The organism is Arsenicicoccus sp. UBA7492 (genome assembly GCF_002479615.1).
In the GTDB taxonomy this organism is placed as follows: domain Bacteria; phylum Actinomycetota; class Actinomycetes; order Actinomycetales; family Dermatophilaceae; genus Arsenicicoccus; species Arsenicicoccus bolidensis.
This window is the reverse complement of sequence record NZ_DLOE01000028.1, coordinates 56,465-74,694: the sequence shown is the minus strand read 5'-3', so window position 1 is coordinate 74,694 and position 18,230 is coordinate 56,465. Positions and strand designations below refer to the sequence as shown.

At 73.2% G+C, this 18,230-nt stretch carries 11 protein-coding genes and 2 pseudogenes; 4 read left to right on the top strand and 9 right to left on the bottom strand.

Annotated features, from left to right (window positions below; genetic code table 11):
- Positions 1–129: 129 nt before the first annotated feature.
- Positions 130–612 (top strand): annotated as a pseudogene (gene ybaK, locus B4E97_RS08070) (Cys-tRNA(Pro) deacylase); the annotation flags it as partial.
- Positions 613–709: 97 nt separating this feature from the next.
- Here ybaK and B4E97_RS08065 read toward each other — a convergent pair.
- Positions 710–1,135, bottom strand: a pseudogene (locus B4E97_RS08065) (Lrp/AsnC family transcriptional regulator); the annotation flags it as partial.
- An 85-nt stretch (positions 1,136–1,220) separates the two neighbouring features.
- Between B4E97_RS08065 and B4E97_RS08060 the strand changes: the two are divergent.
- Positions 1,221–2,177 (top strand): 5'-3' exonuclease, encoded by a 957-nt coding sequence (locus B4E97_RS08060; RefSeq protein WP_029210655.1) that lies wholly within the window; start codon positions 1,221–1,223, stop codon positions 2,175–2,177.
- Positions 2,178–2,546: 369 nt separating this feature from the next.
- Here the strand turns inward: B4E97_RS08060 and B4E97_RS08055 are convergent, their stop codons facing one another.
- The 6 genes from B4E97_RS08055 to B4E97_RS08030 form a co-directional block, all read right to left on the bottom strand.
- Entirely contained in the window at positions 2,547–3,425 is an 879-nt protein-coding gene (locus B4E97_RS08055) for a DUF3152 domain-containing protein (RefSeq protein ID WP_156911423.1), read from the bottom strand.
- Between the two features lie 206 nt (positions 3,426–3,631).
- Complete coding sequence (locus B4E97_RS08050) at positions 3,632–6,511, bottom strand: DEAD/DEAH box helicase (RefSeq protein ID WP_029212395.1); 2,880 nt, start codon at positions 6,509–6,511, stop codon at positions 3,632–3,634.
- A gap of 54 nt (positions 6,512–6,565) precedes the next feature.
- Positions 6,566–7,396: a twin-arginine translocase subunit TatC gene (gene tatC / locus B4E97_RS08045; protein ID WP_240483997.1), complete on the bottom strand. Its 831-nt coding sequence runs from the start codon at positions 7,394–7,396 to the stop codon at positions 6,566–6,568.
- 20 nt (positions 7,397–7,416) lie between these two features.
- Positions 7,417–7,776, bottom strand: coding sequence for a Sec-independent protein translocase subunit TatA (gene tatA, locus B4E97_RS08040; RefSeq protein ID WP_286959435.1), 360 nt, complete (start codon positions 7,774–7,776; stop codon positions 7,417–7,419).
- A 158-nt stretch (positions 7,777–7,934) separates the two neighbouring features.
- Positions 7,935–8,960, bottom strand: coding sequence for a helix-turn-helix transcriptional regulator (locus tag B4E97_RS08035; RefSeq protein ID WP_205621890.1), 1,026 nt, complete (start codon positions 8,958–8,960; stop codon positions 7,935–7,937).
- On the bottom strand, positions 8,957–9,988 hold the full coding sequence (locus B4E97_RS08030) for a helix-turn-helix transcriptional regulator (protein ID WP_029212391.1): 1,032 nt from the start codon (positions 9,986–9,988) through the stop codon (positions 8,957–8,959). The genes B4E97_RS08035 and B4E97_RS08030 overlap by 4 nt, the downstream gene beginning before the upstream one ends.
- Before the next feature lie 43 nt (positions 9,989–10,031).
- Between B4E97_RS08030 and B4E97_RS08025 the strand changes: the two genes are divergently transcribed.
- Together B4E97_RS08025 and B4E97_RS08020 are read left to right on the top strand one after the other, a co-directional pair.
- A complete protein-coding gene (locus B4E97_RS08025; protein WP_286959434.1) occupies positions 10,032–11,150 on the top strand; it encodes a DUF3866 family protein in 1,119 nt (372 codons plus the stop codon).
- A 73-nt stretch (positions 11,151–11,223) separates the two neighbouring features.
- Entirely contained in the window at positions 11,224–16,821 is a 5,598-nt protein-coding gene (locus B4E97_RS08020; RefSeq protein ID WP_286959433.1) for a carboxyl transferase domain-containing protein, read from the top strand.
- A 96-nt stretch (positions 16,822–16,917) separates the two neighbouring features.
- Here B4E97_RS08020 and B4E97_RS08015 read toward each other — a convergent pair whose 3' ends face one another.
- Together B4E97_RS08015 and B4E97_RS08010 are read right to left on the bottom strand one after the other, a co-directional pair.
- Entirely contained in the window at positions 16,918–17,304 is a 387-nt protein-coding gene (locus tag B4E97_RS08015) for an FKBP-type peptidyl-prolyl cis-trans isomerase (RefSeq protein ID WP_029212388.1), read from the bottom strand.
- Positions 17,305–17,355: 51 nt separating this feature from the next.
- Positions 17,356–18,230: FKBP-type peptidyl-prolyl cis-trans isomerase (locus tag B4E97_RS08010; protein WP_286959431.1), on the bottom strand; the 875-nt coding region annotated here is incomplete at its 5' end.

Here is an 18,230-nt window from a genome sequence, read left to right as displayed (position 1 = left end):
ATCGACCGGCCTTCGTTCGCCAGGTCGATGCCTTTACCCCCGGCGGGTCTTCGGGCCGTATGACGGAGCCGCTCGCCGCCACGCAGATCACCGCGTGGAGGCGAGCGGCTGCGGCATACAGTGACGGGCATGGCCAAGAAGCACGCCTCGTCCGGGACCCCCGCCACGGTCGCCCTGGACCGGGCGGGCGTGGCGTACGAGGTGCGTGCCTACCACCACGACCCGGCGGCGTCGTTCGGGCTCGAGGCGGCCGAGGCGCTGGGCGTCGACCCCGCGCGCGTCCTCAAGACCCTGCTCGTCGACACGGGGTCCGGGCTGGCCGTCGGCATCGTGCCCGTCGACCGGCAGCTGGACCTCAAGGCCCTGGCGCACGCCCTCGGCGTCAAGCGGGTGGTGATGGCGGATCCCGCTGCGGCCGAACGCAGCTCGGGCTATGTCGTCGGCGGGATCAGCCCCGTCGGTCAGAAGCGCGCCCTGCCCACGGTCCTGGACCAGTCCGCCGTGGAGCAGAGCACCGTGCTCGTCAGCGGTGGGCGCAGGGGCTTCGACCTGGAGCTGGCGCCGGCCGACCTGGTCGCGGTCACCCGCGCGGTCACGGCTCCGATCGCTCGCAGACGTCGTCGCGGTCACCGGGCGAGGTGCCCGACGTCGCCGTCGCGGCCGCCGTGTCGCCCGCCGAGCGGCCCGGCATACCGCCACCGCTGGCCGACCGACCCTCCCAGGAGGTGGACAGGACCACCGTGGTGCGCGTCGAGACGTTGCCGCGCGAGCGGACCAGCGCGATCAGCTCCTCCAGCTCGTGCGGCGTGGCGACCCGCACCTTGAGCAGGTAGGACATGTCCCCCGCCACCGAGTGGCACGCCTCGATCGCGCTCACGTCGCGCAGCCGGTCGGGGATGTCGTCCGGCTCGGTCGGGTCGAGCGGCGCGATCGAGATGTAGGCCGCCAGCGGCAACCCCGCGGAGTCCGGGTCGATGGTCGCGCGATAGCCGGTGATGACCCCGCGCTCCTCGAGCCGTCGCACGCGCTGGTGGATGGCCGACGTGGACAACCCCGTCGCCTTGCCCAGGTCGGTGTAGGACATGCGGCCGTCGCGGGACAGGTGCGCGACGATCTGCTGGTCGACAGACTCCATCCCGCAACACTAGCGGCCGCAGGGGCTCTCGGCCGGATGCCCCGAGCATCCGGACGGCGGCGCCGAGATCCGGCAGACTGACCCCATGACGCCGCCTCCCCACTCCGCGAGCCCTCGTCTCATGCTGCTCGACGCGGCGTCTCTCTACTACCGCGCCTTCTACGGCGTGCCGGACCGTCGCAAGACGCCGGACTCGCCGCCGTCCAACGCGGTGCGGGGCTTCCTGGACATGGTGGCGACGCTCGTCACGACCTATGCCCCGACCCACCTGGCCGCGTGCTGGGACGAGGACTGGCGTCCGGCGTTCCGCGTGGAGGCCATCCCGACCTACAAGACCCACCGCCTCGCCGACGGGTCACCGGACTCCGAGGACACCCCCGAGGCGCTGGCCCCACAGGTGCCGGCCATCGTGGACTCCCTTGCCGCGCTGGGGATCTCGCGGGTCGGATCGGCGGGCTACGAGGCGGACGACGTCATCGGGACGCTGGTCCACCGGCACCGCCGCAAGCTCCCCATCGACATCGTCACCGGCGACCGCGACCTCTTCCAGCTCGTCGACGACGCCTCCGGGGTGCGCGTGCTCTACACCGCGCGCGGCGGCGTGCGCGACGCCGACGTCATCGACCAGGCCTATCTCGCGACCAAGCACGGGGTGCCGACCGGCGCGGCCTACGCCGACATGGCGGTGCTGCGCGGCGACACCAGCGACGGCCTCCCGGGCGTCCAGGGCATCGGCGACAAGACGGCCGCCGCCCTGATCCAGCAGTATGGCGACCTGCCCGCACTGCGGGCCGCCGTCGACGGTGGCGATCCCGCCATCAAGGGCGCCCGCCGCACCCGGCTCGAGGAGGCGTCGGCCTATCTCGACGTCGCGCCCCGCGTGGTGCGGGTCGCGCACGACGCGCCGCTGCCCGGGGTGACGCTGGGCTCGCTGCGCCTGCCGACCGAGGTGGCGGACGTGCGGCTGATGTCGGTGGTCGCGGACGAGCTGGGCGTGGCGTCGAGCTTCACCCGCGTCCTGTCGGCGCTGCACATCCTCTGACCGCACCGCGCTCGCACCGCCCGCGCGACTCCGGCGCTTGCGCGACTCCGGTGGGAGGGCGGAACTGGTTGCTCGGACTGCCGGGAGGGCGCCATAGCTGCCCTCTCACGAGCTGCCGACCACGGGCCGTTGGTGGGATCTGGTCCCGGTGGCGGGTTCCGGTCTGGGTGGTGACGGCGCTGCCTGGTGGCGCGCTGCAGCAGGCCACCGGTGCTGGTGGGCGCCACCGGCGTCGGAGGGCGCCACGCACGCGAGTGGGCGATTCCGGTGAGAGGGCGGAACTGGTTGCTCGGACTGCCGGGAGGGCGCCATACGCGCCCACTCACGAGTCCCGGATCCCGCCGGTCCCACCAGCGCGGTCTGCGGGAGCTAGCGTTCGCCGGCGGTGGGCCAGGCGTTGGGCTGGCAGCCGGCCAGACCCTTGCTCTGCTGCATCATGACGGGCGCGACCTCGCCCTTGCCGCCGCACTGCCGGTGCCCGTGACCGAGGAAGTGCCCCACCTCGTGGTTGACCATGTACGCGCGGTAGGTCGCGACGTCGGTGAAGGTCGGCGTCTGCAGGGTCCAGCGGTCGGAGTTGAGGATCACGTCGTCGCCGTGCCGGCAGCTCCACCGCCCCAGGGTCTGCAGCGGCAGGCACATGCGGTCGGTCGTCGGCGGTGAGGCCACATAGATCGTGAACTCCGCCTGCGTCGCGTCCGGCACCAGCTCGAAGGACGCGCCCCGGTAGCCGATCCACCCGCGCGGGTCGTTGAGCACACCGGCGATCTCGCGCGCCGCGGCGCCCGCGTCGATGCCGGTGCCGCCCTCGACCTTGACGGCATACCGGTGGACGCTGGGTGTCTGACGTGCGGGCTTGACCGCGGTCGGTGCCGCCGTCCAGGTGCCGTCGCCCTTGACTCCCGAGCGTCGTATGCCGCCGCCCGCGGCCTTCGTCGGCCCGGTCGTGGCGGCGCTGCTGGTCGAGGTGGTCGTCGGCGTCGACGTGCTGGCCCTACGTGATGAGGACGGGCTATCCCCAGGCGACGAGGACGAGCCGGCCGCCGCGGAGGGTGCTGCGGTCCCGGCCGCCGCTGCGGTGGCGGCTGCGGTGGATGTCGTTGTGCCAGCAGGCTTCGCGGTGCAGCTGCGGACGAGCAGGCTCAGCGCGAGCACGACCACGAGGCCGAGGACCACGAGGACGACCCGGCCACGCGGGGTGAGGCGGAGCGCCGGCCTGCGGGGTGTGGGCGACTGCGGGGCTGTCACTCGCTCAGCCTAGGCAGGTCGGTCGGGTCGGGCCCCGTGCCACGCCGCCCGAGGTGCCGGACCATCCGGTCGGGCTCGCGCCATCCGGCGGGGCTCGCGTCATACGGACCGGGCTCGCGTCATACGGGTCGGGCAGGCGGATCAGCCGGCCTCCGTCCCATCAGCCCGCTGAACGAAGGCCGGTCGATGCCTCTGCCCGCGGCGGGTCAGTCGAGGCGGTCGGCGGCGACCACGCCGCGCATCACCTGGTCGATCGCGGCGCGGGCCGTGGCGGCGAGGGCGGGCTGCGGGGCGCAGGTCGCGATCTGGCCGAGCAGGTCCACGACCTGCTTGCACCGCCGCACGAAGTCGCCCGCCGCCATGTCGGAGTCGCGCAGGCACACCTCGAGCGCCTGGCCGGAGGCCCAGCGGTGGACGGACCAGAGCATGCCCCCGTCCGGCTGGCCGGTCTCGGGCAGGTGGCCGGCGGCCTCGCGGTCGGCGATCGTCGACCACAGCCGCACCATCTGCTGGTAGGCCTCGGCCACGTCGGCGTTGGGGGTGCGCGGCTTGGGGTCGGTCTCGTCCCGGCGGGGCTCGTAGACGAGGGCCGACACGGTGGCCGCCAGCGAGGGACCGTCGAGCCGCTGCCACACGCCGTGCGCGAGGCACTCGGCGGCCAGGAGGTCCTTCTCGGAGTAGAGGCGTCGCAGCATCTGCCCGCTCGGCGTGACCGACTCCCCCGCCGGGTCGAGGTAGCCGAGCTCGGACAGCAGGTCGCAGATCTGGTCGAACTGCCGGGCCACGGAGTTGGTGCGGCCGGAGACCTTGCGGCGCAGCCCGTGCGTCTCGCGGGCGAGCCGGTGGTAGCGCTCGGCCCAGCGGGCGTGGTCCTCGCGCTCGGGGCACTGGTGGCAGGGGTGGGACTTCATCCGCTGGCGCAGCGAGGCGACCGCCTGCTCCCCCGCGGACGATCCCCCCTCGCCGTCGGACCCCGGGCGCCGGCCCTTGCCGCGCGGCGGTGGCTCGTAGGGCACCTTGGCCCGGACCGTCGAGGCGAGGTCCTTGCGCATCTTGGTGTTGCGGGCGTTGAAGTTGCGCGGCAGCTGCAGGGTCGTGACCGGGCGCACGGGCGCGTCGACGTCGTGGACCGTCAGGCGTCGCGCCCGGCCGTCGGCGTTGATCACGAGCGGGGTCGGCGGGTTGTTGCGCCCCGCGGTGTTGGCGTTGACGACGATCGCCATGCCGGTGTGGCGGCCTTCGCGCAGCGAGATGACGTCCCCGGGCTGCAGGTCCTCGAGCGACTGCTCGATCTCGGCGCGCCGCGACGAGGACCGCTCGCGGGCCATGGACTTCTCGAGCTGGCGGATCTGCTCGCGCAGCGCGGAGTACTCCTCGAAGTCGCCGAGGTGGCAGGTCATCGCCTCGTGGTAGCCCTCGAGGGCCTCCTCGTTGCGCCGCACCTGGGTCGCGAGACCGACCACGGCCCGGTCGGCCTGGAACTGCGCGAACGAGGTCTCGAGGATGTCGCGGGCCTCGCTGCGGCCGACCCGCTCGACCAGGTTGACGGCCATGTTGTAGGTCGGTCGGAAGGACGAGTTGAGCGGGTAGGTGCGCGTGGAGGCGAGGCCGCCCACGGCCAGCGGGTCGATGCCGCGGGACCACACGACGACGGCGTGCCCCTCGATGTCGATCCCGCGGCGCCCGGCGCGGCCCGTGAGCTGGGTGTACTCCGCCGGGGAGAGCTCGACGTGCGCGTCGCCGTTGAACTTGACGAGCTTCTCCAGCACGACGGTGCGGGCGGGCATGTTGATGCCGAGCGCGAGCGTCTCGGTGGCGAACACCGCGCGGATCCGCCCGGCGGTGAACAGCTCCTCCACGATCTCGCGGAAGGTCGGCAGCATCCCCGCGTGGTGCGCGGCGTAGCCCCGGCTCAGGGCCTCGACGAAGTCGTGGTAGCCGAGGATGCCGAGGTCCTCGTCGGCCACCCCGGCGATCCGCTCCTCGACCGTGCGCCGGATGCGGCGCCCCTCCTCGGGCGGCACGAGCCGGACGTCCTGGGCGAGCAGCTGGGCGACCGCGCCCTCGCAGCCCGCCCGGCTGAAGATGAAGGTGATGGCCGGCAGCAGCCCGCCGCGGTCGAGCCGCGCGATGACCTCGGCCCGCGAGGCCGCGCCGCCCGGTCGGCTGCCCCGCGCCCCGCCGCCACCGGAACCCCCGCCCGCACCTGAGTACTGACCGCCCGGCCCACCGCCGCGAGGGCGCTCCGAGTCGGGCCCACCCCGACCGCGACCGCGCCCGCGCGAGCCCCACGGGTCGTTGGCCCGGCTCGTGCTGCGCATGCCGCGCCCGGCGGCGTAGGACGACCGCTCCAGCGACTGAAGCCGCTGCACCAGGTCGGGGTTGACCTTGACGATCTCGTCGGTGATCCGGTTGTGGGAGTCGCGGTCCTTGCCGAGGATGGCGCCGCCGTCGTCGACGAACAGGTCGAACAGCTCGCGCCCGACCATCATGTGCTGCCACAGCGGCACCGGCCGGTGCTCGGACACGACGACCGCGGTGTCCCCGCGCACGGTCCCCAGCCAGGCGCCGAACTCCTCGGCGTTGGAGACGGTCGCCGACAGCGAGACCACCTGCACCGCCTGGGGCAGGTGGATGATGACCTCCTCCCACACGGCGCCGCGGAACCGGTCGGCGAGGTAGTGGACCTCGTCCATGACGACGACGCCGAGGCCGTGCAGCGACGAGCTCCCGGCATACAGCATGTTGCGCAGGACCTCGGTGGTCATGACGACCACGGGGGCCTCGCCGTTGACGGACGAGTCCCCGGTGAGCAGCCCGACCTGGTCGGCGCCGTGCCGGGCGACGAGGTCGTGGTACTTCTGGTTGGACAGCGCCTTGATGGGCGTGGTGTAGAACGCCTTGCGCCCCGTGGCCAGCGCCAGGTGGACGCCGAACTCCCCCACGATCGTCTTGCCGGCCCCAGTGGGGGCGGCCACCAGGACCCCGTGCCCGTCCTCGACCGCCGCGCACGCCTCGAGCTGGAACGCGTCGAGCTCGAACGGGAAGCTCGCGGTGAAGGTGTCCAGATGTGGGTGCTGCGCCATGTCCAGCAGGCTACGCGACAGGACCGACAGGCCCTCGTATGACGGCGCCCGGCGTCACAGCCGGCTGGCCTCGTCGTCGGCGAGGTCGCTGTAGTCGGGCTCGCGCCGCGCGCGCCGGCCGTCGATGATCCTCGCCACCCCGTAGGCCGCGAAGTAGAGACCGCACAGGGGCAGGGCCAGCGCGAACATCGTCCACGGGTCCGGGGTCGGCGTCATCATGGCGGCGAAGGTGAAGATGAGGACGACCGCGATCCGCCAACCCTTGAGCATGATGTGCGCGGGCAGGACGTGGATGACGTTGAGCGCGACCAGGAGCACCGGCAGCAGGAAGGCCAGGCCGAAGCTCAGGATGAACCGCGTGACCCAGGTGAGGTAGTAGTCCGCCTGCAGGATGTTGGACGCGCCGATCGGGGTGAAGTCGAGCAGCACCTCGATCGCCTTGGGCAGGGCGTAGAGCGCGCCCCAGCAGCCGAGCAGGAAGAGCGGGACGGCGGCGGTGATGAAGGCCAGGGCCGTGCGCTTCTCGCGCTTGTGCAGCCCCGGGACGATGAACGCCCAGATCTGCCACAACCACACCGGGCTGGCGACGATCGTGCCGACGAACACCGCGACCTTGAGCTTGAGCGAGAAGGCGCCGGTGATGTCGGGGAAGGACAGGATGACGTTGGCGCGCCGTGCGGCGGCGCTGATCCGCAGGGGCTCCTGCAGGCGGAACACCAGGGGGTCGTAGTAGATCCAGCCGATGATCGAGGCCAGCACGACCGCCAGGGCGGCGATGAGGATGCGGTTGCGGAACTCGCGCAGGTGGTCACCGAGGGACATCCGCCCCTCGGGGTTGCGTCCCCGGCGGCGGATGCCGGGACGCGTCGACTGCTCGCGGGCCATGCGCTGGGCGACCGCCCGGCTCAGGCGCGGGGTGCGGTGTCGCCGGGCTCGCGGCGGTAGCGCACGCCGTCGATGACCACGAACTCGTCGCCGGACGTGGCGGACGAGGCGCCGGACGCGGCGCCGTGCACCGGCTGGGTCGTCTGCGTGGTGCGGGTCGTCGTGGTGGTGCGATGCGGCTCGGCCAGCTCGTCGTCGACCGTGGTGCTCGACCTGTCGCGCTCGCCGTCGTTCTTCATCTCGGACACCTCGGACTTGAAGATGCGCATCGACCGGCCCAGGCTGCGGGCGGCGTCCGGCAGCCGCTTCCACCCGAAGACGGTGACGATCACCAGCACGAGGATGATCAGGTGCCAGGGCTCGAACGCGTTGCGGATCATCGGGGTCGACCAGCCTTCCAGTGGGTCTGCCTACGAGGGACGAGAGGTCCTGGTCCGTCATCCTACGGGTGTCAACCCCGAGGACGACCAACGCCGGTGAACATGCGGCAACGGCAGGGCGTCACCGGGATGGCGACCGCCCACCGGCAGGGCACGGTTCAGCGATAGAGCGCGAGCGCCGCCTCGGCGCCCTCCCGCACCTCGGCCCGCAGCTCGTCCGGCGAGACGACGCGTGCTGCGCCGCCGAGCCGCAGCAGGAGCCGCCGCAGCCAGGCGGTGTCGCTCGTCGCGATCGTCACGCGCAGCCCACCGCCGTCACGCTCCTGCGCCGACTCGCACGGGTAGTAGTCGCGCACCCACCGCGCCTGCTGGTCGAGGTCGAGGACGACGCGCAACGACAGCTCGTCGGGGCGGAAGATCCCGTTGTCGAGGTCGCGCGGGCGCGCGTCGGCCGGCGGGGTGCCGTCGACGTCGAGGACCTCCAGCTCGGCGATCCGGTCGAGGCGGAAGAGCCGGACGTCCTGCGCCCGGTGGCACCAGGCCTCGAGGTACCACGGCCCGTCGACGTTGACCAGGCGCATGGGGTCGACGTCGCGCTCGGTGGTCTCGTCGCGGCTCGGCACGACATAGTTGAGGTGGACGCGGCGACGCCCGGCGAGCGCCTGCCGCAGCGCCGACAGCCGCCCCTCGAGACGCTCGCCCTCCGCGCCGCCGCCCTCGGCCTCGACGCGCATGTCGACGCTGATCTGGGCGGCCTGCGCGGCGACGCCGGACACCTCGCTGGTGGCGGCCTCGAGCTTGGCCAGGGCGCGGTCGACGGCGTCGCGCTCCCCCAGCCCCGGCACCGCCGCCAGGGCGCGCAGCCCCACCATCAGCGACAGCGCCTCGTCGACCCCGAGCCGCAGCGGGCGGGCGATCGTGTCGGCGTTGGAGACGTAGACCTGCCCGTCCTCCCACTGCGCGTCGATCAGGTCGTCGTGGTAGCCGCCGGGCGTGCCGCAGAGGAACAGCAGGGCCAGGTCGGCCTCGATCTGGGCCTCGGACACGCCGAACTCCGCTGCGGCGACGTCGATCTCGACGCCCTGGTGGGTCAGCAGCCACGGCACCATCGTGAGCAGGCGGCTGAGCCGCGCCGTCGCCGACTCGTTCATGTCCACGCTGCCGCGGGGATCCCTGGCGCTCATCGGCTCGCCTCCAGCGCCCCGGTCAGTCTGCGTATGACGGCCTCGCGGAGCTCGGCGGGCGCCAGCGCCTCGACGTCCGCCGCATAGCCCGCGAGCTCGTCGGCGAGCCGCTCCGTGTCGGTGCACGGCAGCTCGATCTCGTCCCACCCGCCAGTCATGCCGGTCCCGGCCTCGCCACCACCAGCACCACCGGCACCACTACTCGGGCCGGTCTGCCCGGCGCGGCGGCGCAGCGCGTGCCCCGCGCCCTGGCGGACGCGCAGCGTCGCCGTGACCGCGGGGCGCTCGGAGGCCTGGGCCCGGATGGACCCCAGCGGGTCGTGGTCGGCGGGCACGGCATACGACCCGGCCTTGCCGGCCCAGGCGATGGGTCCCTCGACCCGCCCGAGGCGGAACACGCGGGGTGCGTCGCGGTCGGTGTCGAAGCCCGTGAGGTACCACCGGCCGTGCCACGCCGCGATCCCCCACGGCTGGACGTGGCGGGTGGTGAGCGCGCCGGTCCCCGAGCGCCGGTAGTCGAAGCGGATCGGGCGTCGCTGAAGGACGGCGTCCTTGGCGCGGGCGAAGGCGGGCTCGGCGGTGCGGACGCGCGGCTCTAGCCCGATCACCGAGGAGTCGTCGCGCTCCACGCCGGCCGCCTCGAGCTTGCGCAGCGCGCGGGCGGCGGGCCCGGCCAGCGACGCCTGCGCCCAGGTGCGGCTGGCGAGCCCGAGCACCGCGATCTCGTCGGGCTCGAAGGCGACCTCGGGCAGGGCGTACTCGCGCCGGTCGATGCGGTAGCCCTCCTCGTTGTCGAAGAGCGGGTCGATGTCCTCGGTGACGAGCGGGATCCCGAGCTCGCGCAGCTCGTCCTTGTCGCGCTCGAACATCCGGTTGAAGGCGTCCTCGGACAGCGCCGCGCCGTACTGCGGGACGGCCTCGCGGATCTTGGACTTGGGCAGCGCGCGCCGGGTGTAGAGCAGGCAGATGACCAGGTTGAGCAGCCGCTCGGTCTTGGCGGAGCTGATGGGGGTCCGCGCAGGAGCCACGTCGTGCCCCTCCCTTCGATGGTCCGGCCACTAGTCTGGCGCCGTGATCCGCTGGCGCAGCGCCCGAGTCGACGCCGTCCGGGCCGAGTGGCCCGGCGCAGTCGAGTATGCCGTAACTGTGTTCGAGGAGGGGGCTGGGGAGGCCGCCTCCGGCACCGCGTGTCGGGCCCTCGCCTACGTCGACCTCGTGGGCCGCCCGCAGGTGGGCGACACCGTCCTGCTCAACGTCTCCGCGCTCGAGCGCGGCCTCGGCACCGGCGGCCTGGCCCTCGTGGTCGCCGACCCGGACCGTATGCCGGCAGACCCGCCCCCGGGGCCCGGGCACGTCGTCAAGGCCCGCTACACGCCGCTGCAGGCCATGGTGCTCGGCGTCGACGAGCAGGAGAGCCCGCACCACGCGCTGCTCGCGGACGCCGACTCGATCGACGGGATGCCGGTGGTCACGGCCGACCTGCACTCCGCGGTGCCCGCCGTCCTGGCCGGCCTGCGGGCCGAGCAGCCGGACGCGGTCGTCGCCTATGTCATGACGGACGGCGGCGCCCTGCCCGCACGGTTCAGCCGGACGGTCGCGGGGCTGCGCGAGGCGGGTTGGCTGGCGTCCTGCATCACGGTGGGCCAGGCCTACGGCGGGGACCTGGAGGCCGTCAACGTCCACACCGGGCTGCTCGCCGCGCGGCTCGTGGTCGGTGCCGACGTCGCCGTGGTCGCGCAGGGCCCGGGCAACCTCGGCACCGGCACCCGCTGGGGCTTCTCGGGGACCAGCGCGGGCGAGGCGGTCAACGCCGCCCACACGCTCGGCGGCGTCGCGGTGGCCTCGCTGCGGGTGTCCGAGGCCGACCCGCGCCCGCGGCATCGCGGCGTCAGCCATCACAGCGTGACGGCATACGGCCGGGTCGCCCTGGTGCCCGCGGAAGTGCCGATCCCCCAGGAGGACACCGAGACCGGTCGCGAGGTGCGCCGCCAGGCGCACGAGCTGTGCGCGGGCTCGGGCGGGCGGCTCACGCCGGTCGACGTCCCGACCGACCGGCTCGACGCCGCCCTGGCCACGTCACCCGTCCGGCTGAGCACCATGGGGCGCGGTCTGCAGGACGACCGGGCGTCCTTCCTGGCCGCCGCGGTCGCAGGTCGCCACGCCGCCACGCGCATCCCGACGCGCGAGTAACCCCCCACAGTGACTAGCCTCCGGGAGAATGCGTGGCCTCTGCCACACCGTGCCGCTCGGAGGTAGCCGTCTGATGTTCACCCGCATCGCCATCGTCAACCGTGGCGAGGCCGCCATGCGCCTCATCCATGCGGTCCGCGACCTCAACGCGTCCCGCGGACCCGGGTCCGCCGAGCCGAGGATCGAGACGGTGGCCCTGCACACGACGGGCGAGCGCCGGGCGATGTTCGTGCGGGAGGCGGACCGGTCCTACGACCTCGGACCCGCCGCCGACCGGCCCTATCTCGACCACGCGGTGCTCGAGCGCGCCCTGCTGGAGACGGGCGCGGACGCCGCCTGGGTCGGGTGGGGCTTCGTCGCCGAGGACCCGGCCTTCGCCGACCTGTGCGCGCGGATCGGGGTGACCTTCATCGGGCCGAACCCCGAGGCCATGCGTCAGCTCGGCGACAAGATCGGCTCCAAGCTCATCGCCGAGCAGGTCGGCGTGCCGGTCGCGGCGTGGAGCCGCGGCGGCGTCGACACCCTCGAGGACGCCGTGGCCGCCGCCCAGGAGATCGGCTACCCCCTCATGCTCAAGGCCACCGCCGGCGGTGGTGGGCGCGGCATCCGCAAGGTCTCCTCCGACGCCGAGCTGGCCGATGCCTACGAGCGCACCCGCGACGAGGCGGCCCGCGCGTTCGGCTCCGGCGTCGTCTTCCTGGAGCGGCTCGTCACCGGCGCGCGGCACGTCGAGGTGCAGGTCATCGCCGACTCGCACGGCACGGCCTGGGCGCTCGGCGTCCGCGACTGCTCGGTGCAGCGCCGCAACCAGAAGGTCATCGAGGAGTCGGCCTCCCCCGTCCTCTCCCCCGACGAGGTCGCCGAGCTCAAGGCCAGCGCCGAGCGCCTCGCCGTCGCGGTCGGCTACTGCGGCGCCGGGACCGTCGAGTTCCTCTACCACCCCACCGAGCGCTTCTTCGCCTTCCTCGAGGTCAACACCCGCCTGCAGGTCGAGCACTCCATCACCGAGGTCACCACCGCGACCGACCTGGTGCGCCTGCAGATCCACGTCGCGTCCGGCGGTCGGCTCGAGGGCGAGCGGCCCGTCGAGAGCGGCCACGCCGTCGAGGCCCGCCTCAACGCCGAGGACCCCGACCGCGACTTCGCGCCGTCACCGGGCCGCATCGCCCTGCTCGAGCTGCCGGCGGGCCCCGGCATCCGCGTCGACACGGGTGTCGCCGAGGGCGACACGATCCCCGCCGACTTCGACTCGATGATCGCCAAGATCATCGCCTCCGGCCGCGACCGGGACGAGGCTCTCGCCCGCCTGCGCCGCGCCATGCAGGAGACCACCGTCGTCATCGAGGGCGGCGCCACCAACAAGAGCTTCGTCCTCGAGCTGCTCGACGCCCCCGAGGTGATCGACGGCAGCGCCGACACCGGCTGGATCGACCGGGTCCGCGGCGAGGGCCGGCTCAGCAGCCACCGTCACGCCGGGGTCGCCCTGGTGGCGGCCGGGATCCAGGCCTACGAGGCCGACGAGGCGATCGCCCGCGCTCGCCTGCTCGAGACGGCGCGCGGCGGCCGCCCCCAGCTGCAGCACGCCCCGGGGCGCAAGGTCGAGCTCACGCTGCGCGGCACGGCCTACACGCTGACCGTGTCGCGCGTGGCGCCGCACCGGTTCCGCGTCACCGTCACCTCCCCCGCCGGCGAGCACGCCGTCGAGGCCGAGCTCGACCGCATCGACGACTACGCCGCCCGCATCACCGTCAGCGGCCGCGAGCACCGGCTGATCACCGCCTCGCACGGCACCATCCAGCTCGTCGAGGTCGACGGGGTCACCCACCGGATCAGCCTCGACGAGGGCGGCGTGCTGCGCTCCCCCACCCCGGCGCTGGTCGTCGCCACCCCGGTGTCGGTGGGCGACGAGGTCGCCGCGGGCGCGCCCGTGCTGGTGCTCGAGTCGATGAAGATGGAGACCGTCCTGCCCGCGCCGTTCGCCGCCCGGGTCAGGGAGCTGCTCGTGTCCGCCGGCAGCCAGGTCGAGACCGGCACCCCGCTCGTGCGCCTCGAGCCCGTCGGCGACGGCGACGAGGCCGCCGCGGAGGAGCTGCCGGGCGTGGACCTGGACCTGCCCGACGTTGACGTCGACAGCAGCACGGTCGACGCGAGAGCCAGTGGCGGGGCCGACCCGCACCGTCGCGCGAGCCGGCTGCGCGGCGACCTGCTCGCGCTGATCCTCGGCTACGACGTGGACGCCCGCGACGAGGGGCGGGTGCTGGCGTCATACCTTGCGGTCCGCGACGAGGAGGCGACCCGGGGCGAGAGCCCGGTGGCCGCGGAGGTCGAGCTGCTCGAGGCCTTCGCCGACCTGGCCGAGCTGTCCCGCAACCGTCCCGCGGGCGACGACCTGCACCTCGAGAACCGCATCCACAGCCCCCGCGAGCACTTTCACACCTATCTGCAGAGCCTGGACCCGGTCCGGGCCGGCCTGCCCGAGGACTTCCAGGAGCGCCTCGGGGCCGTCCTGCGTCGCTACGGCGTCACCGACCTGGAGCACGGGGACGAGCTCGAGCAGGCCGTCTTCCGCGTCTTCATCGCGCAGCAGCGGTCGACCCCCGACCTGCAGGTCGTGACCGCGCTGCTGCGGCGGTGGCTCACCGATCCGGTGCCCGAGGCACCCGGGGACACCCGCGCCCGCGCAGCCCTCGACCACCTCGTGCGCGCCACCCAGCTGCGCATCCCCGTCGTCGGGGACCTGGCCCGCAGCGTGCGCTTCCGGTGGTTCGACCAGCCCCTGGTGGACGCCGAGCGCCAGGGCGTGCTCGGGGGCGTGGCCGACGAGATCGCCCGCATCGCCGAGCTCCCGGAGGGCCCGGAGCGTGACGAGCACATCGATGCGCTGGTGCGCATCCCCGAGCGGATCGCCCGCTTCCTCGCCCAGCGGCTGTCCGGCCCCGAGCTGCCGTCCTCCGAGCCGATGCTGACGGTGCTGGCCCAGCGCCACTACCGAGGCCACGACATGCGCGACTTCCGCGAGATCCGCATCGACGGGCGTCCGCTGGTCGTCGCGGACTACACCATCGACGACCGGCCGACCCACCTGGTCTCCACGATCGGGCGGGTCGACGACCTGCGTCCCGGCTCGGACCTGGTCCAGGACATCGCCTCCGAGGTCGCCGAGGCCGGTGCCGGTCAGCAGAGCGTCGTCGACCTCTACCTGCTCTGGGACGACGCGCCGGCCTCGCTCGACGAGCTCTCGGCCGAGCTCGTGCAGCGGCTCTCCGGGCTCGACCTCGGCCGCGGGGTTCGTCGCGTCGCGGTCGGCGTGTGCAGCGACGGCGAGGAGCCGGTCCGCTACCTGACCTTCCGTCCCGCCGACAACGATCCTGCCGGCGCTGCCGTCACGGATGGCTCAGCCGGGTCGGTCGTCGAGGACGAGCTCGTCCGCGGCGTGCACCCGATGGTCGGGCGACGGCTCAACCTGTGGCGCCTCACGGAGTTCGACGTGACCCGCCTCGAGGCGCCCGAGGACGTCCTGCTCTATCGCTGCGTCGCGCGGGGCAACGACACCGACGTGCGCCTCGTGGCCATGGCGCAGGTGCGACAGCTCGCCGTGGTCCGTGACGAGCAGGGCCGGGTCACCGGGCTGCCGCACGTCGAGCGGGCCATCGCCGGCTGCCTGGACGCGATCCGCCGGGCCCGCACGAGCAGCGGCCCCGCCGGGACCCGGCTCGACATGAACCACGTGTGGGTCCACGTCTGGCCGACCATCGAGGGTGACGTCGAGGAGCTGACGACCCTCAAGCGCACGATCGCCCCGATGACGGCCGGCGCCGGCGTCGAGGAGGTGCTCCTGGACGGCACCGTGGCGCTGCCCGGTGGTGGCGGCGAGACCATGCCGATGGCCGCGCGCTTCCACTACCAGCCGGGGTCCGGGGTCGTCACTTCCATCGAGGGGCCGCCCGAGGAGCGGCTCAAGCCGCTGGACGACTACTCCCGCAAGGTCGTCACCGCACGCCGTCGTGGCATGGCCTACCCCTACGAGCTGCAGTCGCTGATCGCGGGGCCCGGCGGCACCGCGACCGAGCACGACCTCGACGACTCCGGTGCGCTGGTGCCGGTCGACCGTCCCTACGGCCTCAACCGCGCGGGCATCATCGTCGGCGTCATCTCGACCCCCACCACGCGCCACCCCGAGGGGGTCAAGCGGGTCCTGCTGTGCGGCGACCCGCTGCGGGCCCTCGGTGCGGTCTCCGAGGCGGAGTGCATGCGCATCATCGCCGCGCTCGACCTGGCCGAGTCGATGGGCGTGCCCGTCGAGTGGTTCGCCCTGTCCGCCGGCGCCCGCATCTCGATGGACTCCGGCACGGAGAACATGGACTGGGTGGCCCGCGCGCTCAAGCGCATCGTCGAGTTCACCCAGGCGGGCGGCGAGATCAACGTCGTCGTCGCCGGCATCAACGTCGGCGCGCAGCCGTACTGGAACGCCGAGGCGACGATGCTGATGCACACCAAGGGCATCCTCGTCATGACCCCGGACAGCGCGATGGTGCTGACCGGCAAGCAGTCCCTGGACTTCTCCGGCGGCGTCTCGGCCGAAGACAACTACGGCATCGGCGGCTACGACCGGATCATGGGCCCCAACGGCCAGGCGCAGTACTGGGCGCCCGACCTCGCCGGCGCGCTCGGCATCCTCATGACGCACTACGACCACGCCTACGTCGCCCCCGGCGAGAGCGGTCCGCGCGTCGCCGCGACCACCGACCCGGTCGACCGCGACGTCACGACCTATCCGCACGACCCGATCGACTCCGGGTTCACGACGGTCGGCGACATCTTCTCCCCCGCCACCAACCCGGACCGCAAGAAGCCGTTCGACATCCGCACGGTGATGGCGGCCGTGGCCGACCAGGACCACGCGACGCTCGAGCGCTGGGCCGGGATGGCGGACGCCGAGACCTCCGTGGTCTACGACGCGCGCCTCGGCGGCATCCCGGTCTGCCTGGTGGGCATCGAGTCCAAGGCCGTCCCGCGCCGCGGCTTCCCTCCCACCGACGGCCCCGACACCTACACCGCCGGCACGTTGTTCCCCCGGTCGTCCAAGAAGGTCGCCCGGGCGATCAACGGCGCCAGCGGCAACCGCCCGGTCGTCGTCCTGGCCAACCTGTCGGGCTTCGACGGCTCGCCGGAGTCGCTGCGCAACCTGCAGCTCGAGTACGGCGCCGAGATCGGCCGCGCCATCGTCAACTTCGACGGGCCGATCGTGTTCTGCGTCATCTCGCGCTACCACGGCGGGGCGTTCGTCGTGTTCTCCAAGGCCCTCAACCCGCAGATGCGGGTGCTGGCCGTCGAGGGGTCCTACGCCTCGGTGCTCGGCGGTGCGCCGGCGGCCGCGGTGGTGTTCAGCCGCGACGTGGACGCGCGCGCGGCCAAGGACCCGCGGGTCGCCGAGCTCGAGCAGCGGTTGTCGGCCGCCACCGGCGAGGAGCACGCCGACCTGGCCGCCCAGCTCGTCGAGACGCGGCGCGACGTCCGCGCCGAGAAGCTCGGCGAGGTCGCCTCGGAGTTCGACGCGGTCCACAGCATCCACCGCGCCGTCGAGGTCGGCTCGGTCGACGAGGTCGTGGCCCCGGCCGACCTGCGCCCGCGGATCATCGCCGCCCTGCAGGGCTGGGCCTCCCAGGCCTGAGCCTCCCGGCCCCTCCCCAACCCCCAACCACGAAGATCGTGAGGGTTTGGTCCGATTCTTGGACCAAACCCTCACGATCTTGGGGTGCAGCGAGACCTAGCGGACGGCGACGAGGTCCACGACGAAGATCAGGCTCTCGCCGGGCTTGATGACGCCGCCGGCGCCGCGGTCGCCATACGCGAGGTGCGACGGGATGGTCAGCTTGCGCCGGCCACCCTCACGCATCCCGAGCAGGCCCTGGTCCCAGCCCTGGATGACCTGGCCGACGCCGACCTGGAAGTCCAGGGGCGCGCCGCGGTTCCACGAGGCGTCGAACTCCTCGCCGGTGGAGTAGGCCACGCCGACGTAGTGGGTGCTGACGACGTTGCCGGGCTTGGCCTCGGCGCCGTCACCCTCCCAGACCTCCTCGATGACGAGGTCGGCGGGCGGCTGGTCGCCCGGGAAGTCGATCTCGGGCTTGGTGGTGGTGGGGTCGAACGGCATGGTGCCTCCTGGTGGCTCGGGGGGACGCGATGACGGGTGGTGCTGGTCCGGCTACTGGGCCTTGACGAGGTCGACGACGAAGACGAGCGTCGAGTTGGCCGGGATCTTGTCCTGGGCCTTGGCGCCGTAGGCCTCGGCCGGCGGGGCGACGACGAGGACGCGGCTGCCGACCTTCTGACCGGTGAGGCACTTGTCCCAGGCGGGGATGACCTGGCCGACGCCGATCGGGAACGGCGTGGGCTCGGCGCCGTGGTCATAGCTCGAGTCGAACTTGGTGCCGTTGGTCCAGAGCATGCCGGTGTAGTGCGAGGACAGCGTCTGGCCGGCATTGACGACCGGGCCGGTGCCCTCCTTGAGGACGTAGGCCGTGGCCTGCTTGGGCGCGGCGGCCGTGGTGGGCTTCATGGTGGCTGCCTTGCCGTCGGCGGCGGTGACCTCGGGCAGGCCCTCCTTGCTGGTGACGACCTTGCAGGCCTCGCCCTTGAAGCCGACCTTCTGGATCTCGACGTAGGCCACCAGCGTCTCGTCGGCGGCGAGGCCGGACTGGGGGTTGCCCTGGGCGATGAGGGTCGCTGCGTCGGCGGGAGCCATGGCGATCAGCATGCGGCTGCCGACCTTCTGGCCGAGCATGCCCTTGGCGACGCCGGGGATCCACTGGTTGACGGGGATCTGCTGGGGCTGGTTGGCGGCGAAGGTGTCCTCGAGCGTCTTGCCGGTCTTGCCGGAGACGAACAGCGCGTTGGCGACCACCATGTCGGTCTTCTTGACGACCTGGCCGGTGCCCTCGGTGACGACCTTGGTGGTCGTCTCCTTGGTCGTGAAGGGCGCCTTGTCGACCTTGAGCGACGGCTTGGCGGGCGTGCCGCCGACGGTGATGCCCGCGAGGTCGCCCTTGGCGGCCGGGGTGATCGGCGGGGGCGTCGCGG